The organism is Desmonostoc muscorum LEGE 12446 (genome assembly GCF_015207005.2).
Taxonomy (GTDB): domain Bacteria; phylum Cyanobacteriota; class Cyanobacteriia; order Cyanobacteriales; family Nostocaceae; genus Nostoc; species Nostoc muscorum.
The window spans coordinates 584,898-611,627 of record NZ_JADEXS020000001.1 but is presented as its reverse complement, the minus strand read 5'-3'; the positions used below and the strand labels follow the sequence as shown (position 1 = coordinate 611,627).

Here is a 26,730-nt window from a genome sequence, read left to right as displayed (position 1 = left end):
AATTTTACCAAAAATTTGACTTATTTTGATTGAATATTTATTCCTGTTTGCTTCCGACTACAATACAACACCAAAAGTATAAACAATCCCATTCCTGCGAGATATTTAATCGGATCGGGTACGCTAGGATTAGGCGAAAAAAAGCCTTCGATCGCACCTGCAATAATTAACATTGGCACAATCCCAAATACTAACTGCGCCGCCTGATTACCATAAAATTTTAGTGCATCTCCCCGGCGATATTTGCCAGGAAATACAATTGCTCTTGCTAATAAAAATCCCGCACCTCCAGCAAAAAAAATCGCTGGCAATTCTAAGGAACCATGCGGAAATACAAACGCCCAAAAAGGATAAGCTAAATTATTTTGACCAACTAAAGTACCAACGGCACCAATTAATAAACCATTAAATACCATCATATAAGCTGTATATATACCCGCTGTAATCCCACCAGCAACAGCCCCAAAAGACACCGCCAAGTTATTAATTGTAATCCCGCTGGATGCTAGAGGTTCAATACCAACAATTGATCCCATCCACAATTTATGCTCATCCCGTACCTTGGTTATCAAGTCTTCAGGTACGATCAAAGGCATGAAGCTGGGATTTTGCCAGGAATACCACCAAGCCACTACTCCACCCAGTAGAAACAGCGCCGTTGCCGCAGCAATATATGCAAATGTTTTTTGGACTACAGATGGTAATCCCCAACGGTAAAATTCTAAGACTGCCTGCCATTCCTGTCGCCGTGAACCCTGGTAAATCTGCGTATAAGCACGAGTTGTTAAAGATTGTAAACTTTGTATCAAAGTATTGCTGATTTGTTGGGTGCGGGCGCGGGCTAAATCTGCGGCTACTGAACGATACAAACTTGCTAATTCTCTAATTTCGGCTGCCCGTAAAGACTTTAGACCTTTTTTTTCTACCTGCTTTAATAGGGCATCCAAACGCTGCCAATTCGGTTCTCGTCGTCCAATCCAACGTTGAATATTCATGAATTTTGGGAACACTGACTTTAACTTAGTTTAAGATAGCCTCAAATTCATATCCGTAGTTTCAAGGGAAATTTAGTATTATGTCTGAAAATTTTGGATCTCCAGGTCACATACAACCACTGAGTATCGGTAATGTTGTCAGTGCTGCGGTGCGACTGTATCGTTCTCATCTCAAGACTTATCTAAATTTAGCTGCGATCGCTCACTTGTGGATTATAGTCCCAGTGTATGGCTGGGCAAAGTATGCTGCCATTTCTGGATTAATTTCACGCTTGGCTTTTGGAGAATTGGTTTACCAACCTGAAAGCGTCGAATCTGCTAGGAGCCATATTAATCCACGTCTGTGGTCATTTTTAAGAGTTGCTTTCCAAGTAGGAATATCTCTGCTGATAATTTATTTTGGGCTAGCGATCGTTGGTGGTATCTTCGCTGGCATACTGGGAGTAGCATTAGGAACTCTATTAGGTGGTGGTACAGCTACTGTTATACTCACAACCACATTGGCAGTAATCGTAACAGTAGGGATTGTGCTGTTGGGACTAACGTGGTTTTACTCACGTTGGATAGTCGCTGAAGTTCCCCTAGCAGTTGAGGAAAATATTAATGGTGGCGAAAGTGTTGCCAGAAGTTGGGAGTTAACTAAAGCCTCAGTATTTCGCATTCAAGGCGTTGTTTTAGTTGCTTTTGTTGTTACATTGCCGTTGGTGTTTGTATTAAACTATGTACCTAGCTTATTCCTAATAAGGCTTGAACCAGGCTCTGCTATGTACTCACTTGTGTATCTTATTTCTTGGATTGGTAGCTTAGTAGGTGGAGTTCTTGTCATGCCATTCTGGCAAGCACTCAAAGCTGTTTTATACTTTGACTTGCGTAGTCGGCGTGAAGGTTTGGGTTTGCAATTACGACAACCTCCTTCCCAGGATTTTCCTTAACTCAATACCTGAATTTAACTTTATTAATCTTTTATTAGTTCATATATGCGCTTTTTTAATCGCATCTCATTCCAGACTCCAGAAAGTGTAGAACTGGAATTTACTTTAGCAGGAATCGGCAATCGAGCTTTAGCATTGCTCATTGATTATACAGTGTTGGGTGTAAGTTTGTTGCTATTTGTGTTGGTCTGGACTTTCTTCTCAACACAAGTGTTCAATTTTCTCGAAGATTTAGTTACAAATTCTCGGAATATAGGACTTTGGTTGTTAGCGATTTTCTTCTTTATCGCCTTTGCAATTTACATTGGCTATTTTGTATTTTTTGAAACCCTATGGTTTGGACAAACTCCTGGTAAACGCATTGCTAAAATTCGCGTCGTTCGAGATGATGGTAGACTCATCGGACTACAACAAGCAACTCTACGTGCCTTATTGCGACCGTTTGATGAAACTTTGTTTATTGGCGCTTTTTTAATTATGTTGGGTAGTCGGGAAAAGCGTTTGGGTGATTTGGCTGCTGGCACAATTGTGATTCAAGCCCAACCAGCCAATGCACCGACATTAATAATTTCAGAACACGCAAAGATACTCCACGACCAATTACTACAAAGTGCCAATTTATCCCAATTGTTGCCTGATGATTTTGCTGTTATTCGTGAGTATTTACAGCGACGTGGTGCAATGTCATTAAAAGCAAGAGCATCATTATCTTTAAAGTTAGCTGAGCAAGTTAAATCTATTATTAATTTAGAAAAGTTGCCAGAAACTGTGACACCGGATGTATTTTTAGAAGCTATTTATCTTGTTTATCAACAGCAGGAATTTTGAAGAAGAATTCAGAATTCAGAATTCAGAATTGTTTAAATCCCCAGACGCGATAAATCGCGTCTCTACAATAATCAACCTTTTGTAGAGACGGCGATTTATCGCGTCTCTTGCTCTGAAGTTGAGTAAACCCCTACGAAAGATGTTCTTTTTAACACAATACGCTTGGGTTAAGGGTTATTGGCGTAGAATATTGGTCTTTCAGACGCGATGAATCGCGTCTCTACATGAGGGTTTTGAGCTTAACTGAACTGTATTGCTTTTTAAAACATCTTTTGTATTTATTGTCAATGCGTAAGTCCGATAAATAATCCCTCCAACTCCTGTAAATTTCAGGTTGTTGGAGGGACGTTCAAATGTTGCAGCAAAAAGTGAATTAATATCAGTTAACAACTCATAGGTTAATTTTTGGTTAATAAAAAGTTAATATCTGATTATATCGACGAGTTACTGCTTTAGCGGAATCACGATCGCAAACTCGGCACCTTGTCCTGGTGCTGAAATACACTCAAGTTGCCCAGAATGTTTTTTGACAACAATTTGGTAACTAATTGATAATCCCATGCCAGTGCCTTTACCCACAGGTTTCGTAGTGAAAAACGGGTCAAATAGCCGTTTGCGTACTTCTTCTGTCATCCCTAACCCATTGTCAGCAATACGAATAATTACACAATTTTTTTCAATGAGAGTGCGAATGCGAATTTTCGGCATTGGGCATTGGGCATTGGGCATTGGTTTATTCCCCGCGTCTCCCTGATCTCCCCACTCCCGACTCCCCACTCCCTCTTCTAATGCATCGATCGCATTTGTCAACAGATTCATAAATACCTGATTCATCTGTCCAGCGTGACACACCACTGCTGGCAGGTTGCCGTAATCTTTAACTACTTGGATTTCGGGATATCCTGGTTTGGCTTTTAAACGACTTTGTAATATTAGCAAGGTGTTATCCAAACCTTCATGGATGTCCACTGCTTTCATCCCGTCTTCATCAAGGCGAGAGAAATTGCGTAAAGATAAGACAATCTGCCGAATGCGTTCGGCTCCCATATTGATAGAATTTAGGATCTTGGGCAAGTCTTGTTTGAGAAAGTCTAAATCAATGGCGTAGATTTGTTCGTGAATTTCTGGTGTTTGTGGGCAGTAGTGCTGTTGATAAAGTTCTATTAAGTGCAGCAAATCTTGGATATATTCACTGGCATGACTAATATTGCCATAGATAAAATTGACGGGATTATTGATTTCGTGGGCAATTCCCGCTACCAACTGTCCCAAACTAGACATTTTTTCAGTTTGAATCAGTTGGGTTTGGGTTTGTTGAAGTTCTAGCAGTGCTGCTTCTAGTTGCTGGGCTTTGTCTTGGGCAGTTTGGGCGGCGATGCGACTTTGGGTATAAAGTTTAGCTTGGTCAATGGCGATCGCTATTTGGTCTGTAACTGCTTGGAGTAATTCTACTTCATTGTCTAGCCAAGGCCGAAAGCCATTACAATAACCACAGCTAAAGGCGCCAATTTCCCCGGATTGGGTGTGTACGGGCAGCGACATAAAAGCAGTGAAGCCGAAATCCTTCAAAAACTCCCGTGTAGTGCCATAGGCTAGAGTGTTAAAATCATCGATGCGGATGATTTCTCTGTTCAAAGTTTTGTTGGCGATGAGTTCGATTTCTGCATTCGTTATTTGGTCGTTCAGCAGATAGGGTAAAAGCGAACTTTTAGCTTCATATACTCTTTCCCAGTAGGGTACTTCAGCGTTTTGTCGATACCAAAAGAAGGCACACCGATCTATTTGGAATAAGTTGCGAATCTCCTGAACTGCGGTTTCCACAATGTAATTGAGATCCAAGGAAGCTCGAATTTGGCTAGAAAGACGATTGAGTAATGTTTCCCGCCGGACGCTTTCTCTAAGTGCGACTTCTGCTTGTTTGCGATCGGTGGTGTCATAGCAAATACCAACGAAGTTCAAAACATTGCCATTGGCGTCTCTATTAGCAGATGAGTTGCTTGTATGCCATCGCCAACTGCCATTTTTGTGTTTTACCCGATATTCAATAGGGTCTTGTTTTTCGCCTGTTGTCACAACTCTTTGCAAATAATTTGCACACATAGGTACATCGTCAGGATGTACAAATACAGTAAAGGATTTGCCTTCCACCTCGCCAACCTCATGCCCTAAAATATCAGTCAAGTTTGGAGAAACGTAGGAAAATATCCCTTCAACCGTCAGTGCAAAAAGAATGTTATTGGCGTTTTCAACAATGGTGCAAAATTGGGCATCGCTTTTGGCCAATGCTGCTTGTACTTTATCCTCGTTTTCGCGGACAAGAACTATAATTTGCTGCTTTGGTAATGGTAATAATCTAGCCTCAAAGTTACCATTTCCTTGTGCTAGCGGTAAGCTATATTCAAAACTAACTTCAGATTGAGTTGCAAGTACTTGAGTGATTGCTTGGTAGAAGCGATCGCCTACGGCAGTCGGTAGGCATTCTCGCAAACTCTTACCCTGTTCAACTCCTTGTGCAATATACAGACTTGGCATTTTTCCTGGCCGATAATCCAGGATAGTTCCATCAGCATCAAGACGAAAGTAAAAATCAGGAATTACTTGCAAAATGGCTGCAAACTCTGATGTTTTTTGGCGCAGATCTGCTTCAACAGCTTGACGTTTTGCAGTTTCTGCTTGCAGTCGCTTTAGTACTTTTGTTAATTCCCTCGCCTGCTTTTTTTCTGTGAATTGACCCTGTTGGTTAAATAGTTTCTCATCTTGTTGTATCTTTTCTTTTTCAAGATTGATTTGGTTAATGTAGCTTTGCACCCTTCTAGAAAACACTTTTACCTGCCTGCTCTGCCTAAATTATTGAAGTAAAGTCTCTAAAATTAGATTTGTTAAAAAATGTGTATAATATTTTTATCTCAACCTGCTCACGATCTTAATACTTTATTTCTTTTTCTATATACATTAATTCCTCTTTTTATGTAAATAAATTAGGAAAATGCTGAAGTTTTGATTAAGATGAACTTCACCATTTTTACTAAAATTAAAAATTCATCAGCTTCAGTAAAATTACTTAAGCAGCCTTGAGCGTTGAAATCATCGATAAATTCATACTGATTATGTAATTTAATGGCTGAAAATCTAAATTAGCTTCGCTGTGTTTAGATCCCCGACTTCTTAAAGAAGTCGGGGATCTAACTTTTCACGAATTATTTACAACTGCTATATGAGGTGATGATGTCTTCATCGAAAATTCACAATTTCCAAGATTTTCATACCAAATCAATATTTATTTTTCCTAGCAAAGCCGGATTTTTCAAAATTGTCTTGGCGGATTATGGGGGACGCGGAAAATAACTAATGACCAAGCCCCGTTGGGGCGGGAGTCGGGAGTAGGGAAAGAGATAGCCCCAACATGTGGGTCACAAGCCCCGCCAATGTTTGGCGATAGCATTGGTGGGGGTTTCAAGCCTCGACCAATGCTGTATCCCCGACTCCCGACTCCCGATTCCCCACTCCCCTTTGTTGACAAATGCCCGGTCTGTTGTATAGATCCCTGGCGATCGCATTTTATATGTTATAAAGCTCAGAGAAATTTATGTTAGGCGGAAACTACTCTATGGAACCAGACAAACTGGCTAGTTTTAAAGAGTACGGTGAATTCATCCTCCGGAAGATAGATTCTGTACCTGAATACCCTTCAAAACAAGAAGATTGGGTTCCGGCTAGCCTTGATGATTGTCTCCGTCGTTTGCGGGAAGCTGCCGAAAAAACTGTAGATCTTGCAACTTCGCCTGTGAAAATTGGTGTGATGGGGGAATTCAGTAGCGGCAAAACTTTACTTTTAGGCAGCTTGATTGGATATGCAGATGCTTTGCCAGTCAGTGAAAACCCGACTACAGGTAATGTTACTGCCCTCCACATTATACCCCAGGATGACTTTGCAACTACACAACTGAGTAATTTTACTGTAGAATATCTTTCCCATGAAGGGGTACACGAGTGTCTGCGGTTCATGTTGGGGGAAGCCAATAAACGGACAACAGCAGCGGGACTTCCTCCCATACCAGTGTCCAAGCTCAATTCTGGCAAAGATATTATTGGCTGGTGTGAAGAAGCATGGAATAGTTCTAACAATTTAGATTTACGGTATTTACTGAGAGAGTTAGTATTATTCCTACGGGCTTATCAAGCTTATGGGGAAGTAATGTGTGGTGGGCGCTACCAAATTGATGCTACCACTGCCCGCGAAGGGTTACAGCTAGTGGAACAGCCAATGGCCATCCAAACTCTCAAATTTGAAGATTTACCACCAGCGCATATCCGATTACCGAGTCCACCCCAGAGGCTACCAACGAAATTATTACAAAACAGCTTTCCACTGATTCGCCGCGTAGATATTGATGTCAAAATCTCACGGGAAATTTGGGATGTTGCGGGTGCTGCTAAATTTATTCTGATCGATTTTCCGGGATTGGGGGCTGCTAATTCGGGCGCTAGGGATACCTTTTTGTCATTGCGGGAATTGGCAGAAGTACAGACAATTTTAGTACTGCTAAATGGCAAATCTCCAGGAAGCGATCGCGCTAATAAAATCTTTACCATGATGCAGCAGCAGCGACCAGGACAAGACCTGAAAGATTTAATTCTTGTCGGTGTGGGTCGCTTCGATCAACTACCCTTGGAAAGTGAGGGTGGTGAAAGAGAACTCGACCAGCTGACTGAAGATAGGGATTTGCACGAGGACATTGTTTTCCAAAAACTCAAAGTTCTGCAAACCACCATTGACGGTGCAGAGGCGTTTACAACTCAAAAAGACCGCATCGTTTTACTCTCGCCACTGTTGGGACTCGCTGAATTAGCAAAACGTTCGAGTAAAGTCAAAGCAGGTTCACCAGAGTTTTTAACTAACTTAGACTATCCTGATTACTTAGACAGGTCTAAACGGCTACAAGATAAATGGGGACGCTTAAGCCAACGGCTGTTAGAATCTGATACCCGCAGCTATTTGGGGAGACAATTAGGTTACTTTGCTCAAGATGGTAGCCTTGCGAAGTTACGGGAATTGATTCAAAACCACGTTGCTACTCATGGTCTCAAGCAATTGTATGAAGATACTAAAAGAGCCGCTGATGTGGTGAGTCAGCAACAAGATCATTTGAAAGACATCATAGATGAAATTCACGAGCAAGGCATCCCCACAGGAGACAGTCCTGCTTTTATTGAGTTGCGTTTTGTGGTGGAAACTTTAGATAAAATCTACAGGAATTTCCAAAAAAACTTAGATAAAGAACCACTCAAAGACCGACGCGGTGTAATAGTTAGCGATGTAGTCAAAGACGAACTTACCTTTAGAATACTTAATTGGAATCAGTGGACTTTACTGTTCAATAAAGCCAACAATGGCACCATCGCCCTTGCCGAATCTAAAGGTGCAGCAGGTAAATTATTTGATAGAGGAAACCGCGTCAATAGTTCTTTGCCGACAAAGAGTGATGATTTTTATCCAGTATTTGAAAAAACCGTTAAAGAAGTAGAAGAATTTGCCCGCGATCGCATTCGTCAAGCTGTGGTAGATTTGTTGAATCAATTGTCAAATCAGGTAGCCCCAGAACGCGACCAATTAAAAGCAATTCTTCACCCAGAGATGGAACAAGAAATCGAATCAAAATTTGGTGTGGAAGAAGCCGATCTCTTTTATAAATTATTACTAGGATGCGACCCCAACGAATGGAAAGAAGCAATCATTTCTGAAATTAGTACCAAAGACAAAACCGTTGCACCCGAAATCATTTTTCCCCTAGCGCGTCAAGACGATAAACACAACGTTGGTCAAATCTTTGACTGGGCACCAGAAAAAAGCCAAGGCTTACCCAGAAGCAGCAATCACCAATTGTTAGTACTGCGACTGCGAGATGAAATTACTGCTAGCGCCAGCCTTCATCTTGTACAGTATGTTAGTGAAGTGAATCAGCAAATTAATTCCGAACTTGAAGGCATTTTGGATCAAATTATTCCGAGTTTACAAAATCTCTCGAAAAAAGAAGCATTACTGAGATATTTAACAGCTGGTGAATTGCCATCTGAAATAGCGATTCCCACTTGGTTGCAGATTCTTTCAGACATTGCTGCTATTTCTTACTTAGATGTTTTTTGATGACTCAAGAAAGAACCCACAATTCAGAAGGCTTTGCTTCTGAATTCTGAATTCTGACTACTGAATTATTCTTAAGCGATCGCGTAGAGTTATGGGAATGTATTTGTGAGACGTGATGCGATTTTTTATACGCTTTTCAAGCGTGTTCCAGGGTTACTTTTCGAGTTAGTAGAACAGCCACCAGCCGAAGCTGCTAACTATCGCTTTGAATCAGTTGAAGTTAAAGAACCAACATTTCGGATTGATGGAGTATTTTTACCTCCACCTGATGCAACATCTCAAATTATCTTTTTTGCTGAGGTGCAATTCCAAAAAGATGAGTTACTGTACCATCGCTTTTTCTCGGAATCGATGCTGTATATGTATCGCAACCCAACACTTTATGATGATTGGTACGGTGTAATTATTTTACAGTCTCGCAGCTTAGAACCAGAAAAGACTACTATTCACAGGTCACTACTGAACAGTTCGCAAGTACAAAGGATTTATTTGGATGAGTTAGGTAATTCTGATGAGCAAAGAATTGGTATCAGTTTGATGCAGTTAACTATCGCTTCGGAAACTCAAATGGTGGAACAAGCGAAACGTTTAATTGAACGGGTACAACAAGAACAGATCACTGTTTTGGCTAAGGAAGACATAATAGATGTAATCACAACAATTGCTGTTTATAAATTTGCCAACTTAAGTCGTGAAGAGGTAGAGGCCATGTTAGGAGTTAAGTTAGAAGAAACTAGGGTTTATCAAGAAGCTAAACAAGAGGGACTAGAACAAGGAGTAGAAATAGGGCGAGAACAAGGAAGAGAAGAAGGAAGAGAAGAAGGACGAGAAGAGGGGCGAGAAGAACTAAAACTTGAACTTGTACCTCAGCTATTAGCTTCTGGTATGTCGATAGAAAATGTTGCCCAGTTACTTAATTTAACCATCGAACAAGTAAGGCTTGCATCTGAGTAATTACAACAATCGCTGTTGATAAATTTGCCAACTTAAGTAGTGAGGAGGTAGAGGCCATGTTCGGAATTAATTTAGAAGTAACTAGGTTTTATCAAGAAGCTAAAGAAGAAGGACGACAAGAAGGAATAAAAGAAGCAAAATGTGAACTTATTACTCGGTTCTTAGCTTCTGGTATGTCAATGGAAAAAGTTGCTCAATTACTTAATTTAAACATCGAACAAGTAAAACTTATAAGCGAGCAAGACTCTTCAAAATCAACTTAGTAAATGCTCCAATTCTGATGGCGATCGCTTTTAAATGAAAGAGCAATCGCCCTAAATAAAAAACTCAGCGTTCAACAGAATTATTTAATACTATAATGAACCATTTTCAATTGAACAACTATACTGATACACAACCAAACGATAAACAACAAAAAAGATTTCCGGGATGGTTTGCATTAGATTTTGGTACGTCGAATTCTACAGTTACACTTTTCGATCCCATTGAAGTACCGATCGCCGAAATTTTACCCAAAGAACAAGAAATGCGGTTGCGCGATCGCTTATCGCAATGGTTGAGTTCTCCTGCTTCTGTAGCTTTACCAGATGTCAGCGATGAAGATTGGGAAAAGTTTCTTCTAGAAATTAGCAAAAATCTGGAAATAGAACCAAGAAAATTAAGTGAAGTTTTTGAAAGTGATAACAAAGAGCGATTTTTGGAAGCGATTCGCCAAATTGAACTTTGTTTAGGAAATAGCGACAGATTCCGTCGCGCTGTTAGCAAAAAACTCTATCAAATCTATCATGAAGTGTTCCGCGTTCCTACCTTAGAATCGCAAAATCTCATTCCAGTTGTGCTGGATATCGATCGCCGTGACACAGAAATTCCTAGCGAGTCGGAAATTTCCCATTTAGCTGAATTGCAACTGCGGATGGGTAGGGAAGCTAGAGATAATAGAAAAAAAGCGATCGCTCAAGGTACAAGCGGTACTTTAAAGGAAATTATCAGTAGGTTTCATCATTCACCCAAACGCTATTTTGGTCAAGAGCGATCCTTTTCAGTTATTTTGGATGGTAAGGAAGAAACAATCACCGCCAAAGAACTAATTCAATCGGCTTGGGCACATTTAATTAAATTAACTGAAGACTACCGCCAACGGGCGCGACGCAGATTTTCAGAAGGAGATTTTTTAACAGCAGTTGTTACCTATCCAACAGTCGCCCCGCCTGTTGTTCGTAAGGAAGTTAAAGAATTAGTTGAACAGTTGGGGATCGATGATGTCCAAACTGCTTATGATGAAGCTGTTTCTGTGGCAATATTCTTTTTATGGCGAGAATTTGGTGGGAATCTGAATATTGGTATTGAATCCTTTAAAACTCGTTGTCGTCAAACTGGAAATAAATGGTCACAAAATGTTCTCGTCTTGGATATCGGCGGCGGAACCACAGACTTAGCTTTGATTGAATTAACTCTGGAAGATAAAACCCCAGTATTTGCTGATTATGAAGATCGGGGTTTGGGAGGACGTTACTATAAACTGACTCCTAAACTATTAGGTTCGTCTGGACATTTACAGTTAGGTGGTGAATTAATTACACTGCGAATTTTTAGATTATTGAAAGTGGCGATCGCTGACTTTTTATTAACAGCAGTAGCCATAGGTGACATCGAAAACGAAAAGTTAGAAGATTTAATTAACTCTGAATTAAACGAGCGTTTCTTAGAACAAGGTAAATTCAAAACTGGCAGTCTTTTAAAATGTTTGGATAAGGAAAATCCCGAAGGTGATGTTGCTTATAAAGATGCTTTAGATACTGCCGAAAAAGTATTACCTACCCGCTGGCAACAATCACCCCAACGCCTACAAACATTTTATCTCCTCTGGGATTATGCAGAAGCAGCTAAACTGAAACTTGGGCAAAAACCACCAATTGATGATTCTCTATTAACCTTCGCACTCTCTGAACAAGAAATTGCTGAACTCCTCAGCCAAAGTGCCGTTAAATTGCAACTTAAAGATCCCAATAACATCTGCGTCACCCTAGACAACCAGCAATTTGAACGAGCCGCAGTTTCCGGAATTAAAGAGGCGATCGGTATTGCTAAAGGATTAATGGAAAGCCGTTTGCGTCCCGATGATATCACCAAAGATTCTTGGAATTCTCAAAAAGTTGACTGGTTAATTCTGTCTGGTAAAACTTGTAATCTCGACTTAGTACAGCGACAAATCTATCAAGAATTTAGTAAATCTCCCTATTTTGTTTGGAATCCAGAACGCATTACTTTTGTTTTGGAATTTACCAAACTAGCCACCTCCGCCGGTGCTTGCTATGCGGAAAAATTACGAAGATTGAGATTCGATCCAGAAGAATCTAAAAGCTTGCTGCGTAAGGGAGCTAACCAGCTAGAAATTGACGTTAAAAACCTGTTTTATTATTTGCCTTGCAACTTCAAACGCAAAACCCAAAGCAACGATTTATTGACTATATTCAAAGCTGGTCAAGAACTTTATCAACTGGCATCTTGGGAAAGTGTCGCCAAAGTTCGTACTCCTTGGCAAGGGATACAATTAACTAATATTATCTACCGCCAAGATTACGAAGAAGGAGATTTACGACTTTGGGGTAGCTTCGATGGTAAAAACCTGATGAATCAATTAGGAATGGAAGAAGGAGAATTTCTCAAAAAAATCAAAGTCCAGTTTGAAATTGACCAAACTCTGGAATTTAGCGTGTTGCTTTGTCAGGGAAATCCCCATTATTTAATTGACATTCCTGGCATTGATTTGGGAGCAGTAGTTTCAGAAAATTCAGCGCTATTTGCTGAGGGTAAATTGAAGTGGAATATCGCTGTACAAGGACCGAATAAAGACTTAAGTGATGGTGATATTGCCGTCAATGTCATCGAGTCTGCAACTGTGGATCAACCAGATGCCTATCATTTAGTATTTGAAGTCGGAAATGATGATAAATCTTTCCACGAATTTCATTATTTACGTGATGGCGTGACACAACCAGGAATCGGATTAATTAGTAATCCCTTACCTCCCTTCCCAAAAACTGGCCAGCACACTTTCTATATTTATCAAACAGATGCCGAAACCCAAAGGAAAAAATGGATACGAATTGGCGCACTTAGTAAACCAGACATCACAACAGATTATCCTTGTCAATATCGTGTGACTCTGGACAATCAAGGTATTTTACGGATGCACGCAGGTGAAGTACCTTATTGGACATCAACAAATCAAGAATGTCTTAAACAAGAAGGATGCGTTTATTTGGCTGAATTAGAATTACAACCTAATGAAGTTGATAAAGAACGCGATCCATTTTGCGGTATACATTAGAATTTAGTCACGCAGAGGCGCAGAGTTTTTTTAGCGTCTTACGTCTTAGTTTGAGATAGAAAAAAGCTCTTTATCTCCGCGCCTCTGCGCCTCTGCGTGAGATAAAAAAAGGTAATATTAATGCAGCATTTCCGTCAATTATTAGAAATACAAAACTCACAATTAGCTCAATTATTGCGGTTTACTCTCTACGGACTTGAAACTACTTTAAATCAGGCTCGTGCAGAATTTCCACTAGATCCAGGAGTCGAGGTATGCGATGAGTTGCTGAAAGAACTTCACAGCCTATTGCAACCTCCAGCTACACCCTCACAGTCAGAGAATGGTTGGCAAGATGCCATTATAACTTCCCAAAATACATTAAAACTCAATCATTTAAGGGAAGCTTTTGATTCTGATTCAGAACTTAATTATTATCTGGGTAATTCGCAATTGCAAAGCCAAACTGACTCAGATTTGTGGAATGAAATTCAACGCAAATTGTTACGAATCCCAGAGGATTTAGCTGCATATTGGCGACAGCACACCTTGGATATGGCTCAAGAAGTAGGTGCGATCGCAGATAATTCTAATCTGCATCAACTTCCCTTTATCCGTGATGAAATTATCTACCCTGGACTTAGCGGTACTATTCAAACTCAAGGATTAAGTTTATCTCAAAAAGCACTTTTAAATTCTCAAATTCTCCAAGGTAATGAATCCGATTTACCAGGGGGATTATTATTTTTATATATGAAATTTATTGAAATAGAACCAGATTTATATCATGCTTTAAAGAGTGTTTTTAGCTTTGATGTCATCTCGTTACACTCAAAACCTGAACAGCGGAATCAATATATTAATGCTTTGAGCGATCGCTGTCAACGCACCCAAAAAGCTGAAGAAAACGCCGATCCCCTGTCTATGTTGCGTGCTTGGATTGACATGGATGAGGCAATACACTCTTTGGTATTTGTACCACCGGCTGAACGTTATTCATGGTGGGGGAAGCTACAAAACGAATCACGGCGCATTCTCAAGAAGGTTGCTGATAAAGCTATTAATGCAGGTCATGAAGTGCGAATTCGCCAATTATCTGGACTTTATGCAGATATCTGTGCCTCATCTAAAGATGATTTACAACTAGATTTCGGTGGTACCCCTGGGGAAGTGTTAACTTGTCTGCGGGTATATGCGCGAATTAACCACGAAGAATCCCCAGGGCGTGTAATATTCCGTTCATCACGGTAGCTGCTGGGAATAGTCATTAGTCATCTGTATTTACAAAGCACAGATGACTAATGACGATTTTCTAAATTTACAGAATGCCCCAGAAGTGTAAAATCCCTTGGCCAGAGAACGCTTCAATTAGAATGGCAGCTAAAAAACCAATCATTGCAAAACGACCGTTCCAGTTTTCACTCTGAGGAGTAAAGCCCCAGCGTAAAGCATTAGGATCTTCCGAAACCGAAGGCGTAGTCTTGTTAGCGTTTGACATAATTAACACTCCGAGCTTCTATGTTGTGACAGTTATAACCGCCTGTAAAGTAATGTAACAGATTTTTACGGAATTGCAACATAAACCAAAAACAAAACAGTAACCCAGTATATATGACGGATACGTAGTTTTTTTGTGGTGTGATGGCGATGCCTACGGCGGCAAGCTACGCCTCAACAAAAAATTACCTATGACTCACCACCGGAAAAAAATAGAGGTAAGACAAAGGCTGTGAGAATTCCACCAAGCACAATCACCTCAATAATTCTCAGGTAAAAATTATTTTGCATAAAATTATTCATTAACGCACCAAAGTTAGCTGAACTACTCAACCAACTACGGAAACGGCTAGACCATTGAGTGGGACTATCTTCTGGGCGAAACTTCCAGGAAAACATCGAGAGTAACAACGGCGTACCACCCACCTTGGTAGACATCAAAACATGAATTGCCACACAGCAAACCATGACAACCCAAGCACTAAGGTGGAGAGAGTACCAAATATGATACAACTGCCCTGCGGGGAGCCACTCTTCCTTCATCATTCTGCCAGAGTTCACAGCCAAAACAGCAGCTATGAGCATGAGAGTGTTCGCCAAACGTTGCAAGCTAACCCACCAAATCGGCTTGCCAACCTGGCTCAATTGCTGTAAAGAATCAGATTGAAGAAGGCGCCTTTGTCCAGCATGAAAGCTATAGAGGGCAAAAGCAGGTAGAACAAGCAAGAAAAATAATGCAAAAGTGCCGTGAATGCCTTGAATATCGGCAATTTGAGGAAATGGTATGCTGCCAAATCGGCGATCGTAAGTGTTGTAAACTAGAAATCCGGTAATGATTGCCGCGATAACTAAAATTCCACTTGTGCCATGAAGAATTCGCAATAATAAAGGTTGATAAGGTGCAGAACGGGTCATAGGATTGAGGTGTAATTAGAAGTTAATATTAAAAATTTTAGACATTATTAGGACTCCTATTTAATTGCTTGAAAAAACTCCCCCTCAACTTAAAAAGCCTGATTAACAACTCTCTACCTACATCGATAACTTTAAAAATCAAAGCAGATTACTGCCTTGCCGCTATAAGATTACCTATCTCTTCCTTTGTGTTCTTCTCTAACGAGACGCTACGCGAATGCGGTTCGTTAAAAAATTTAGGTATTCTTGGAGTGCGAAGGGAGTAATATATAATTTTTGATTATGCTCAAAAGCCCTCTCCGATATCCTGGTGGTAAGTCAAAAGCAATAAATCAAATAGTCGAATACTTACCAGATAATTTTTCTGAATTTAGAGAGCCTTTTGTCGGCGGTGGTTCTGTATTTATTTACTTAAAACAAAAGTTCCCCGATCTCAGAATTTGGATTAATGATTTAAACCGCGAACTATTCTTATTCTGGAAGTTTGCCCAATCTGATATAGCTCAGTTAGTTAAAGAAATTCGCCATATTAAAGCCAAATACACAGATGGTAAATTATTGTATACAGAATTAACCACTGTAGATGTCAACAAATTATCTGATTTTGAAAGAGGAGTCCGCTTTTTTGTCCTCAATAGAATTACGTTCTCTGGCACTGTTGAATCAGGTGGTTTTTCCCAAGAAGCTTTCCATAAACGTTTTACTGATTCTTCAATAGAACGGCTAGAAAAATTAGAGAATATTCTGGATAAAAATGTAGAAATTACTAATTTAGATTACAGTCACTTATTAAAACAAGCAGGTGAACAAGTATTTTTATTTTTAGATCCACCATATTTTAGTGCTACTAAATCAAAGCTATATGGTAAAGACGGTGACTTGCACACCTCATTTCAACATCAAAGATTTGCCGAGCTTTTGCAACAATGTCATCATCGCTGGCTAATCACTTACGACGATTCACCACAAATTCGAGAAAATTTTCAATGGGCAAATATTTCAGAGTGGGAGTTGCAATATGGCATGAATAACTATAAGCAGAATGGTGCTGCTAAGGGAAAAGAGTTATTTATTACTAATTACGAAGTTAAAATTGATTTGGAGAAAAAAGTACCAAATCAAAATTTGATGAATGCGGCTTTACAGCTAAGCCTTGATATTTGAACTTACAGCAGATTTCAAGTAAAGTGAAGTACACAATCTAGCTCTCAAAGCTAGTCTGAAAGCCTATTCTAATTCTGAATTCTGACTCCTGAATTCTGTTCTAACTTTGATGAAAGCCAATTTTTCGGTAGGATAGCTCCCATGCCCTGTAACGTAGCTACACTCTACAACACACAAACCTTAGCTATGACAACTTCCTCAATTCCTGCACAAGAATCCTATTATGTTCTGCTCCAACAATTAATAGATGGCCAATCATTGTCACGTACTCAAGCTGCTGAATTGATGCAAGGTTGGCTCAGTGAAGCGGTTCCTCCAGAGTTATCGGGAGCAATCTTAACAGCGCTGAACTTTAAAGGCGTTTCTGCCGACGAGTTAACCGGCATGGCTGAAGTATTACAAGCGCAATCCAGGGTGGGGACTGGGGACTGGGGACTGGGGACTGGGCAAAAATCCACCCAATCCCTAATTGATACCTGTGGTACTGGTGGAGATGGTTCGTCAACTTTTAATATTTCGACAGCGGTTGCTTTTGTTACGGCTGCTTATGGCGTACCTGTTGCCAAACACGGCAATCGTTCAGCCTCAAGTCTCACGGGAAGCGCCGATGTTTTGGAAGCCTTGGGTGTAAATTTGAGTGCCCCTAGTGAAAAAGTACAAGCTGCTTTACAGGAAGTGGGGATCACTTTCTTGTTTGCCCCTGGTTGGCACCCAGCACTCAAAGCAGTTGCCTCATTACGGCGGACTCTCAGGGTGCGAACAGTGTTTAATTTACTCGGCCCCCTAGTAAATCCCTTGCGTCCAACTGGGCAAGTGGTGGGGTTATTCACTCCCAAACTTTTGGCTACGGTTGCCCAAGCTTTGCAGAATTTGGGCAAGGAAAAAGCGATTGTGCTGCACGGGCGAGAAAAACTCGATGAGGCTGGGTTAGGAGATTTAACTGACTTGGCGGTGTTATCGGAGGGAGAAGTGCAGTTAACTACCATTAATCCCCTAGATTTGGATGTCACACCTGCTCCCATAGGTATGCTTCGGGGTGGCGATGTCCAAGAGAATGCGGTGATTCTGAAGGCGGTACTCCAAGGCAAGGGAACTCAAGCGCAACAGGATGCGGTAGCTTTAAATGCTTCGTTGGCGCTGCAAGTAGCGGGTGTAATACCGTTTCTCGATCATGCCCAAGGGATTAAAATCGCTAAGGATATCCTGCAAAGTGGGACGGCTTGGACGAAGTTGGAGCAGTTAGTTCAATTTCTGGAGAATTGACTTGCGATCGCAGTTGCGGGCGAAACTCTACCACATTCCGCTTGATTGTGACATCGTAGTTTCCAAAAAAGTCATGTCCTAAAAGTCCAGTTTCGAGTTCCGTACCCGCGATCGCCACCGGCACTCGATTCACTCTCACCCCGCCAAGTGCCATCGATTCAACATAGCCCACAGGAAATTCTACAGCTCTAGAACTGGCGGTGTTTGCCTTAGCTCTCCCCACTGGCACTATTCCCAAAGCATTTGCCATCTCTTGGGTGATCACAGTGCCACTGGCTCCCGTATCTACAATCATCTCAAACTTTCGCTGACCATTGAAGGTTACTTCCACAATTGGCGTACCACCAGCCCGCCTTTTAATCGGCGCTGTAAAAACTGGTTGGTCTGGAATCACCACTGCTGACGAAGATCTTTCTGTTTCTGGTGGTAATAATTTTTTTTGTACAGGAATTGATAGAGGTGAAGTGAACTTTGGTGTAGTTCCTGCTTGGGGAACCACAACTACTATTTTTTGAGGTTCCTGAATTGGCACAGGGCGAGGATTAGCTTTTTGCTTGGCGTATTTGATTTGGCGCTGATATTCTGTGATTTTGGATTGAGCAAAGGCAAATTCTGGTGTTTGTCGCTGCACTTTTTGCATGAGAGCGATCGCATCCTGATATTGACTCGCCACCAAATTCCAATCATCTGGAGATTGAGCAGATTGGCTGATACTCCAAGCACTGACAGCTTTATCTAACGCCAGTTCAAAAACACTAGGTTCAGTTTCAGACGGCTCTTGCGGCTGTGCTTCTGGAGTAGCTGCTGGTGTTGCTGGTTCGGTGGCGGCAGGCTGTACTGATGCCAAATCCCCAACTGACGCGGGTTGCTCATTGCCAGTAGTCGTAGTGTTTTGTTTGTCTTCACTACAGGCAACACTCATAACCGCTAGAGCGCTGAGTACAAAAATTAGGGTTGCACGGGATAAAAAAGTCGGAAGCATAATTAATATTAACTGCCCAAGCTCCTGCAAATCCACTCTCGCGTACCTATTTAAAGATTTTAAGTAAAAGGCAATAGGCAACACGCAACAGGCAATTTTAATTTTTAATTAACAACCTGAAAATTCCTAGTTGGCCAACTCATGGGATAATTAACGATCGCAGTCTTGGAAAGTAGGGAGTGGAGAGTAAGGAATAGGGAGTAGGGACTAGAGAAAAGTTTTCTGAATCCCCAATCCCCAATCCCCAATCCCCAATCCCCAATCCCCACTCCCCACTCCCCAATCTATGTCCTTATCTGACGCAATACCAGCTTTACTTGTCTTGGCAGATGGAACCACTTATCGCGGTTGGTCTTTCGGTGCTACAGGAACCGCGATCGGAGAAGTGGTATTCAACACTGGCATGACTGGCTATCAAGAAGTACTGACCGACCCTAGTTACTGCGGTCAGATTGTGATTTTTACTTATCCAGAATTGGGGAATACTGGCGTCAATCCTGAAGATGAGGAATCAGACCGCCCCCAAGTGCGGGGTGCGATCGCCCGCAATATTTGTCATCGGCCAAGTAACTGGCGATCGACGCAATCCTTACCTGACTACCTCAAACAGCACCAAATACCAGCTATCTATGGTATCGATACCCGCGCCCTCACCCGCAAAATTCGGATGTTCGGAGCCATGAACGGTGGCATTTCCACAGCTATTCTTGATGAGGGAGAATTGCTAGAGCGGGTGCAGGCAGCTCCGAATATGGCAGGATTAAATCTGGTTCGTGAAGTTACTACCCCAACAACTTATGAGTGGTCAGATCCCACAATTCCAGCCTGGGAATTCAATCCAGAAACTGCGAACAATATTGGAGAACCCTTTACAGTTGTTGCCCTTGACTTTGGCATCAAACGCAATATTCTGCGCCGCTTAGCAAGTTACGGTTGTCGAGTGATTGTTGTACCTGCTGATACACCATCAGAGGAAATTCTCAACTACAATCCTGATGGTGTCTTTCTTTCTAACGGGCCTGGCGACCCTGCTGCCGTCACCGAAGGGATTGCAACTGCCAAAGCGCTGCTGCTAAGTGAAAAACCCATTTTTGGGATTTGTATGGGACACCAAATTTTAGGCCATGCCTTGGGAGCAGAAACCTATAAACTCAAATTTGGTCACCGTGGTTTAAATCAGCCTGCGGGTCTACAACAAAAGGTAGAAATTACCAGCCAAAACCATAGTTTTGCCATTGACCCAGATTCTCTACCTGCGACAGTTGTGGAAGTTAGCCACCTGAATTTAAACGATCGCACCGTTGCCGGGGTACGTCACAAGTCTCTGCCCATATTTTCTGTACAGTATCACCCAGAGGCCAGTCCTGGTCCTCACGATGCTGATTACTTGTTTGAACAATTTGTTCAAGCCATGCGAACAGCACGTCAAGGTGATGGGAACTAAGGAATGGGGAGTGGAGAGTGGGGAGTGGGGAGATGAGGGAGATGAGGGAGATGAGGGAGATGAGGGAGCAGGGAGCAGAGGGGAAAGAGGTAATTCTTTATTCTCCCCCTTGCCTGCCCCCTACTCCCCACTCCCTACTCCCCACTCCCTACTCCCAAATCCCCAATGCTCCAGCAGATTGTAGACAACTCGCTCAAAAACCATCTATACTTGAGCGTTCACTTTAACTTATGAGGAGGGAATTATTGCTGAGCCACTGAATCTAACCGTGAGCCTGAGGGGCACTCGTGAAGTCCGGGATAACTGTCAGCTGTTCCGCCTCACAGGTTTGTTAGATGCCTTTTCTGAGCCGACATTTCGCAAGGTACTTGAGAGCAAGATTGAGGAGGGTCCTAAGCATATTATTTTGGATCTCTCACAAATCGACTTTATTGATAGCTCTGGCTTGGGTGCTTTGGTGCAAGCAGCTAAGAAGGCTCAAACCGCTAATGGCACTTTGCAAATCGTCACGAATGCCCGGGTCACTCAAACGGTCAAGCTTGTTCGCTTAGAGAAGTTTCTCTCCCTGCAACAAACAGTTGAAGCGGCTCTAGAAAACGTCAAGCAGTCTTGATTGCTCGACCTGAGAGATTAACTTAGCTATCCAGATTCAATATCGGGTAGCTGAATTTTTAACACTTCTGGCAAAACCTCTCTCCTTGTGGGAGAGGCGCTAAGCCAGTTGAGCTATTATATTTAAAACTGACTAAGGATAAACCTATAAACAGTAAATTATTAGAGATGTTTGTTAAGTATAAATGTTTAGGTCTTTAGCTTGATCCCCTTTAACCCCCATTGAAAGGTGGGAAACTAGACTATCAAACTATACCTAAAAAACGGATATTTAAGGGAATTCTCTAACTGCTTTGTGTATCATCAGAAACTTTTCAAGCTTTTTTTGAGAAATGTGAGTGTTGGCTGGGATATTCGATAAAAACTAAAGCCGGAGAAAGTTGTAGGAAATAAAAGCCAACAGATTAATATTTATGTCAACTTTACTTCATATTGTATGCTTATGGAGTTTATCGTAATGTGGTCAATTTCAAAAGTGAGCTAGTACGTAATGTAAGCCATAGACCGCAAAAAATAAGCGAAATTACTTTGGCTGGAGGTTGACATCAATGCGATCTAAGATGCCAAATTTTAATCAATAAAGATAAAATTTAGTAAGTAATTCTGATAGTGTTGATTATGCTAGGTATACTATGATGGCATACTTCAGAAAAATCAGTCTTTGCGAAGAATGCCTGCACAATTGAGCTAGTCAAGGAATGATTTATTTGTGAAGTCAAAGGAGGAAGAGCTATTAGATGGACAAGATGAAGCTCCCAAAGAGAGTTTATCTTGGACTCAAGCACTCTTGTTAACCACAGCGCCATTATCCCAACAGATTTCTTTTTCACAAGTACAACAAATTTCTCCCGCTGCTTTAGCGTACTTGGGAGATTCAATCTATGAAGTTTATGTTAGAATGTTCTATCTACTACCACTACAGCGAGCAGAAACTTACCATCGTCTGGTAGTGGCACAGGTAAGAGCGGAAACACAAGCGCTACATTTGCGATCGCTGACTCCTCATCTGAGGGACACCGAATTAGAAATTGTCCGCCGGGGTCGAAACGCTGCTACAGGACGCCCTAAGCGGCTCGATCCCGAAATCTATCAACAGGCAACTAGTCTAGAAACTTTAATTGGCTACCTGTATCTAACTGATTACCAGCGCCTAACTGAACTGTTGGAAATACTCCATCTTGAGAAATAGTGAAAACTCAATTTCACAATCATCAAAACAGTAGAGTCGATCTGGTAAATTCAGCTAGTCAGGATGCTCACCCTACGCTAATATCCTAAAACTAAAATGTCAAATCAACCGAGAAAAATCAAGACTTCTAGCGAACCAAATCGTGGGAAACCCGTAAAACTTCAGGGTAAGCGTGTTGTTACTAATCCCATTCGCAATCCCAGAAAAAAAATAGAGATCAACCCCATCTCTAGCAATTCGCGTCCCCAAAATAACAACTTCTCCCATCCATCTCTATCTACAAAACCAGCAGAAGATAGCGATTTAATCTACGGCCGTCATCCAGTATTGAGCGCGTTGCAAAATCAGCGCGGTCTCAACCGCATCTGGATTACTACCCGTCTGCGCTACGATTCCAACTTTCACCATTTGCTTTTGCAAGCCAAGGAAAATGGCACGGTAATTGACGAAGTTGAACCCAAGCGCTTAGACCAAATCACCAATGGATGTAATCATCAAGGTGTGGCGGCACAAATTGCTCCCTACACTTACATCGAATTGCCGGATCTCATTGAAAAAGCAAAATCTCTCACCGATCCTGTAATTGTCGTGGCTGATGGAATTACCGATCCCCACAACTTGGGAGCAATCATTCGCACTGCTGAGGCGATCGGCGCTCAAGGATTAGTTATACCCCAAAGAAGGGCTTCGGGGATCACTTCCACTGTTGTTAAAGTTGCAGCCGGCGCTTTAGAAAATTTTTCTGTGGCCAGAGTTGTTAACCTCAGCCGTGCCTTAGAAGATTTAAAAACAGCTGGGTTTTGGATTTACGGCACTGCTGCAACCGGCAGTGAACCCTTACACACAGTCAATTTCAGTGGACCCATCGTTTTGGTAATTGGCTCTGAAGGTGAAGGTCTGAGTATGCTAACTCAACGCTCCTGCGATGTCTTAGTATCAATTCCCTTACAAGGCAAGACTCCTAGCCTCAATGCCTCGGTAGCAGCAGGTATGGCACTCTATGAAATTTATCGTCAGCGATCGCTAAATACGCTGCATTTAGATAAATTACAAAAAACCTCTTTGAAAAAATAGCAGTAAAAGAGTATAAAGAAATGTAAAAGATAATAAAGTAACATATCCTTTAACACCCTGTAGCACGTTTAGAAATCGGCGAAAACCATGAAAACCATTTGGCATAACCTCAAGGAAGGGTTGACTAACACGTTTGACAACCTCGGCTTGGCTTGGTGGGTAGAAATTGTGACGCAGAATCCCCGCTGCACATACTACTTCGGACCATTTCTGAGTTCTGACGAAGCAAGATCGGCTAGCATCGGATACATAGAAGATTTGGAAAGCGAAGGAGCGCAGGGAATTGTTATGAATGTCAAACGCTGCAAACCCAATAATTTAACAATTGCTGATGACTTGGGGGAAAGATTTGACCGCAAAGTACAGCCTGCCTTTGGCGGTCAAGTTTAATTTAGGCAAGAGTCAAGATAATTCGTAATTCGTAATTCGTAATTCGTAATTTCTAGTTACGGTTACGAATTAAGCTCAAGAGTTAAAAATTCTTGTATTTTGGACTATTAACGACCAATTATGTGGGGATGTTCTTCTAGCCAACGGTCAATGTCACTTAGTACCAGTTGGGGAACTTCCCACGGGAAAAGGTGGGCGGTATTGGGGTAGCATTGCCACTGGCAATTTTTGAGGTGTCGAGCTGTTTCTAAGCTGGAGTCAACTGTGATGTGACGGTCTTGGACACCAGCAAGTACCAGACTAGGACATTGAATTTGTGGCAAGTCTAGAAGTCTGTCATACCCTGCTTGAATTGCGCTATAAAGGGCGCGAGTGGCAGCAGGAGAGGTTTGTAAATATGCCGGGACTGCTTCGGTGGCAATATATTTATAACTCGTAGATGTATGTTGTTGGATTAAATAGCGAAAAAGCGATCGCTTGCCAAAAGTTTCAATATTCCACTGCCAACTCGGTTTTATATAATTCAGTAGGGCTGCAACGCCAGTATATAAATTATCTTGCCAAGTGATGGGAGGATGGCTACCACGGGGTTTTGCGGCTGTTGCCACCAAAATCAGACCTGTAAGGCGCTTTGGCAAACGTAATGCCAGTTCCATTGCCAGAATGCCCCCAAGTGACCATCCCAATACGAGGCACTTTTCAATTTCAAAGCGGTCTAGCAGCGCTTCTAAGTCTGTCAAATGGTCATTCATATCAAAATTACCATTCCAGCGACTTTTGCCGTATCCACGTAAATCTGGGGCAATAGTTTGGTAGCGTTTTGATAAATGATTGGTGAACACAGAAAGACTGCGACCAGTACCGGGATGACCATGTAGGGCTAAAATGGGAAACCCTTGACCTTGGACGTAGACGTTGAGATTTGCAGCAGTAGTAGTATAACTGTGGCGATCGCTCATTATTCGCCCTTCTCCTGTCTGACAAATAAATGTTGTAAAATACGCTGATTTTCAGTTTTCAACCTTCTAATTTCCGAAATTGTTTCAGAACTAAAGTAGTTTAGGACTAGCCCTTTCAAGGTGTTGTGAGGTGGAAGTTATGGTAACACAGCTATGCTAGCCTACAAATTTCTGTATCTCATCTAAGAGCAACGTGCTACAAAATGATATGTTAAGAAATCGATTCAAAAACCATTTGGGGGATCAACACTTCGTTTTGTAATTCTCCAATACCTAAAAAGCGAGTCTCTTCATCATAAACTCGCACGATCCCAGAAACATCGAAAGTTAGAGAAATTCGCTGACCTTGACACCATTTTTGAGCAGATGTCAGTGGTAAAGTAACTGATGACAAATATTGTAATGGCGCATCGGGAGAAATGGGTTGAAATATCCCACTTTGTAGTTGTGTTTCTAAATCGGTCAAGGTGAGACTATCTGTTAAATGGAAACCACTACTTTCAGTACGAATTAAAGCCGCCAGGGTGCCACCAGTTTCTAAAATTGCACCTAAGTCACGAGCGATCGCTCTAATATATGTACCACTTCCACAGGCGATCGCCACATCCAATTCCGGAAAATCTCCTTCGCGCCAGTCCAAAATTTCTATGTGAAAAACCTCCACTGTTCGCACTGGAACTTCCACCGTTTCACCTTTACGCGCTAAGTCATAGAGGCGTTTTCCATCAACTTGAATTGCACTATAACTAGGTGGTATTTGCTCAATTTTGCCTTGAAATTTTGATAGTAGAGGTTTTACTTGTGCCAAACTCAATCCAGCACAAGCTTGAGAATTAATAATCTCGCCTTGTAAATCATCGGTTGTGGTACGCACACCCAACCGAATTGTCGCTTTGTAAGCTTTACTTTCTGGTAAATATTGTAATAGTCTGGTGGCTTTACCAAAGGCAATGGGTAACACTCCAGTAGCTGCTGGATCTAATGTTCCTGCATGTCCCACACGTTTGAGGCGCAACAATTTTCGTACCCGCGCCACGCAGTCGTGGGAAGTCCAGTCAAATGGTTTGTTTAAGTTGAGAAAACCTTGAGATAACACAAAATCAATACTTCCATTTTTTAAAGTTTATTAAATGCTGAAAAAATCAATATTTACCAATTAACGCTTAATTAAGCATTAATAATGTATATATAGCCTTTCCCCACAAGCGTGAGGTAGACCTGTAAAGGCACGGCAGTGCCGTGCCCCTACATCTTGCGATATGATGTTGTACCGGATCTGAATGGAAACCGCTATATATTAACCAGGATCAAAACTTGTTTTCAGCATTTTACCAGAGAATACACAAAAACCGCAGATAACGTCGAGCATTATCCGCAAATATCTGGTTGTCATTCATAAGTTCAAATACGTAAAACTATAATAGACAAAATTCATATAACACTTCTTATTTTTGGGAGGTACAAACTAGGGGAGCTAACCTAGAAAATCCTGTACTTTAATAAAATTTATTATATCATGAGTCCGATCTATTGCACTTTAATGAACATCAATAAAATGAAAAAAACAATCTTTAGCACTATATTCATTCTTTCCTTTATCTTGATTACGAGTTGTGGTAACTCTGGCAACACTATTTCTCAAAATAATCAACCTAATCCAGAAAATACAGCAATAGCTAACCAAAGTAATTCTGAATCTAATTCAGCAAAGAAAGCAAAGCTAGAAAATCAGGAACATCAAAAACAAACTAATCGTTCAGTATCATCTGAACAGACACCCATTAAAAACGATAATCCGACATTTGGCACTATTAAAGACATGCAAAATGGTGATTTAAAATGCTATGTTACCCTTGTTGATGGCAAGGGTAAATTATATGAAAGTGTTGGCGCAACATTTGATGTTTGCGAGCCAGATAAATACGTTAATAAAAATGTAGATTTATTTTATGAACTAGAAGATGTCAATGATTGCCAAAGTGCTGAACCTTGTGGAAAAACAATCAAAGAATGGCTGATTAACAAAATCGAAATTCGAGATCAAAAATCACAAGATTAATTTCATTAAAAAACGCTA

At 41.3% G+C, this 26,730-nt stretch carries 22 protein-coding genes; 15 read left to right on the top strand and 7 right to left on the bottom strand.

All coding sequences use genetic code 11. The annotated features are described in order from the left end of the window. Nucleotides 1-20: 20 nt before the first annotated feature. Nucleotides 21-995, bottom strand: a complete 975-nt coding sequence (locus IQ276_RS02600) for a stage II sporulation protein M (RefSeq protein ID WP_235115368.1) — start codon at nucleotides 993-995, stop codon at nucleotides 21-23. A gap of 80 nt (nucleotides 996-1,075) precedes the next feature. On the opposite strand from IQ276_RS02600, the gene IQ276_RS02595 reads away from it, so the two are divergent. Together IQ276_RS02595 and IQ276_RS02590 are read left to right on the top strand one after the other, a co-directional pair. Further along, entirely contained in the window at nucleotides 1,076-1,927 is an 852-nt protein-coding gene (locus IQ276_RS02595) for a hypothetical protein (RefSeq protein WP_193916047.1), read from the top strand. 45 nt (nucleotides 1,928-1,972) lie between these two features. Beyond that, nucleotides 1,973-2,755, top strand: coding sequence for an RDD family protein (locus tag IQ276_RS02590; RefSeq protein ID WP_193916044.1), 783 nt, complete (start codon nucleotides 1,973-1,975; stop codon nucleotides 2,753-2,755). Between the two features lie 444 nt (nucleotides 2,756-3,199). Here IQ276_RS02590 and IQ276_RS02585 read toward each other — a convergent pair whose 3' ends face one another. Next, complete coding sequence (locus IQ276_RS02585; protein ID WP_193916041.1) at nucleotides 3,200-5,578, bottom strand: PAS domain-containing sensor histidine kinase; 2,379 nt, start codon at nucleotides 5,576-5,578, stop codon at nucleotides 3,200-3,202. 784 nt (nucleotides 5,579-6,362) lie between these two features. On the opposite strand from IQ276_RS02585, the gene IQ276_RS02580 reads away from it, so the two are divergent. The 5 genes from IQ276_RS02580 (at nucleotide 6,363) to IQ276_RS02560 (ending at nucleotide 14,415) form a co-directional block, all read left to right on the top strand. Further along, nucleotides 6,363-8,900, top strand: coding sequence for a GTPase family protein (locus IQ276_RS02580; RefSeq protein ID WP_193916038.1), 2,538 nt, complete (start codon nucleotides 6,363-6,365; stop codon nucleotides 8,898-8,900). A gap of 105 nt (nucleotides 8,901-9,005) precedes the next feature. Continuing rightward, nucleotides 9,006-9,854 (top strand): Rpn family recombination-promoting nuclease/putative transposase, encoded by an 849-nt coding sequence (locus tag IQ276_RS02575; protein WP_193916035.1) that lies wholly within the window; start codon nucleotides 9,006-9,008, stop codon nucleotides 9,852-9,854. Nucleotides 9,855-9,910: 56 nt separating this feature from the next. After that, nucleotides 9,911-10,117 carry an aspartate aminotransferase gene (locus IQ276_RS02570; RefSeq protein WP_193916032.1) on the top strand — a complete coding sequence of 69 codons (207 nt, stop codon included), beginning with the start codon at nucleotides 9,911-9,913 and terminating at the stop codon, nucleotides 10,115-10,117. Between the two features lie 95 nt (nucleotides 10,118-10,212). After that, nucleotides 10,213-13,185, top strand: a complete 2,973-nt coding sequence (locus IQ276_RS02565; protein ID WP_228042984.1) for an acetate and sugar kinases/Hsc70/actin family protein — start codon at nucleotides 10,213-10,215, stop codon at nucleotides 13,183-13,185. Nucleotides 13,186-13,305: 120 nt separating this feature from the next. After that, complete coding sequence (locus IQ276_RS02560; RefSeq protein WP_193916029.1) at nucleotides 13,306-14,415, top strand: hypothetical protein; 1,110 nt, start codon at nucleotides 13,306-13,308, stop codon at nucleotides 14,413-14,415. 67 nt (nucleotides 14,416-14,482) lie between these two features. Here IQ276_RS02560 and IQ276_RS02555 read toward each other — a convergent pair whose 3' ends face one another. Further along, nucleotides 14,483-14,662: a CAB/ELIP/HLIP family chlorophyll-binding protein gene (locus IQ276_RS02555; RefSeq protein ID WP_073642259.1), complete on the bottom strand. Its 180-nt coding sequence runs from the start codon at nucleotides 14,660-14,662 to the stop codon at nucleotides 14,483-14,485. 188 nt (nucleotides 14,663-14,850) lie between these two features. After that, nucleotides 14,851-15,576: a cytochrome b/b6 domain-containing protein gene (locus IQ276_RS02550; protein WP_193916023.1), complete on the bottom strand. Its 726-nt coding sequence runs from the start codon at nucleotides 15,574-15,576 to the stop codon at nucleotides 14,851-14,853. Nucleotides 15,577-15,858: 282 nt separating this feature from the next. On the opposite strand from IQ276_RS02550, the gene IQ276_RS02545 reads away from it, so the two are divergent. Together IQ276_RS02545 and trpD are read left to right on the top strand one after the other, a co-directional pair. Next, entirely contained in the window at nucleotides 15,859-16,740 is an 882-nt protein-coding gene (locus IQ276_RS02545; protein WP_193916020.1) for a DNA adenine methylase, read from the top strand. Between the two features lie 186 nt (nucleotides 16,741-16,926). Continuing rightward, nucleotides 16,927-18,003, top strand: a complete 1,077-nt coding sequence (gene trpD, locus IQ276_RS02540) for an anthranilate phosphoribosyltransferase (protein WP_221707083.1) — start codon at nucleotides 16,927-16,929, stop codon at nucleotides 18,001-18,003. Here the strand turns inward: trpD and IQ276_RS02535 are convergent. Further along, nucleotides 17,933-18,985 (bottom strand): retropepsin-like aspartic protease family protein, encoded by a 1,053-nt coding sequence (locus IQ276_RS02535; protein WP_193925558.1) that lies wholly within the window; start codon nucleotides 18,983-18,985, stop codon nucleotides 17,933-17,935. The two genes, trpD and IQ276_RS02535, sit on opposite strands and share 71 nt — an antisense overlap. Nucleotides 18,986-19,271: 286 nt before the next feature. Between IQ276_RS02535 and carA the strand changes: the two genes are divergently transcribed. The 5 genes from carA (at nucleotide 19,272) to IQ276_RS02510 (ending at nucleotide 23,694) form a co-directional block, all read left to right on the top strand. Next, nucleotides 19,272-20,429, top strand: coding sequence for a glutamine-hydrolyzing carbamoyl-phosphate synthase small subunit (gene carA / locus IQ276_RS02530; protein ID WP_235115367.1), 1,158 nt, complete (start codon nucleotides 19,272-19,274; stop codon nucleotides 20,427-20,429). Between the two features lie 268 nt (nucleotides 20,430-20,697). After that, entirely contained in the window at nucleotides 20,698-21,042 is a 345-nt protein-coding gene (locus IQ276_RS02525; protein ID WP_235115366.1) for an STAS domain-containing protein, read from the top strand. A 708-nt stretch (nucleotides 21,043-21,750) separates the two neighbouring features. Beyond that, nucleotides 21,751-22,230: a Mini-ribonuclease 3 gene (locus IQ276_RS02520; RefSeq protein ID WP_190882514.1), complete on the top strand. Its 480-nt coding sequence runs from the start codon at nucleotides 21,751-21,753 to the stop codon at nucleotides 22,228-22,230. 96 nt (nucleotides 22,231-22,326) lie between these two features. Further along, nucleotides 22,327-23,304, top strand: coding sequence for a 23S rRNA (guanosine(2251)-2'-O)-methyltransferase RlmB (gene rlmB / locus IQ276_RS02515; protein ID WP_193920623.1), 978 nt, complete (start codon nucleotides 22,327-22,329; stop codon nucleotides 23,302-23,304). 87 nt (nucleotides 23,305-23,391) lie between these two features. Continuing rightward, the gene (locus IQ276_RS02510) at nucleotides 23,392-23,694 is read left to right on the top strand and encodes a DUF1816 domain-containing protein (protein ID WP_190882512.1); all 303 of its coding nucleotides are present in this window, start codon (nucleotides 23,392-23,394) and stop codon (nucleotides 23,692-23,694) included. Nucleotides 23,695-23,801: 107 nt separating this feature from the next. On the opposite strand, the gene IQ276_RS02505 is transcribed toward IQ276_RS02510, so the two are convergent. Then, nucleotides 23,802-24,653, bottom strand: coding sequence for an alpha/beta fold hydrolase (locus tag IQ276_RS02505; protein WP_193920621.1), 852 nt, complete (start codon nucleotides 24,651-24,653; stop codon nucleotides 23,802-23,804). A 211-nt stretch (nucleotides 24,654-24,864) separates the two neighbouring features. Then, entirely contained in the window at nucleotides 24,865-25,749 is an 885-nt protein-coding gene (gene truB / locus IQ276_RS02500; protein WP_193920619.1) for a tRNA pseudouridine(55) synthase TruB, read from the bottom strand. A gap of 459 nt (nucleotides 25,750-26,208) precedes the next feature. Between truB and IQ276_RS02495 the strand changes: the two genes are divergently transcribed. Further along, nucleotides 26,209-26,712 carry a hypothetical protein gene (locus IQ276_RS02495; protein WP_193920617.1) on the top strand — a complete coding sequence of 168 codons (504 nt, stop codon included), beginning with the start codon at nucleotides 26,209-26,211 and terminating at the stop codon, nucleotides 26,710-26,712. The last annotated feature ends 18 nt before the right edge of the window (nucleotides 26,713-26,730 follow it).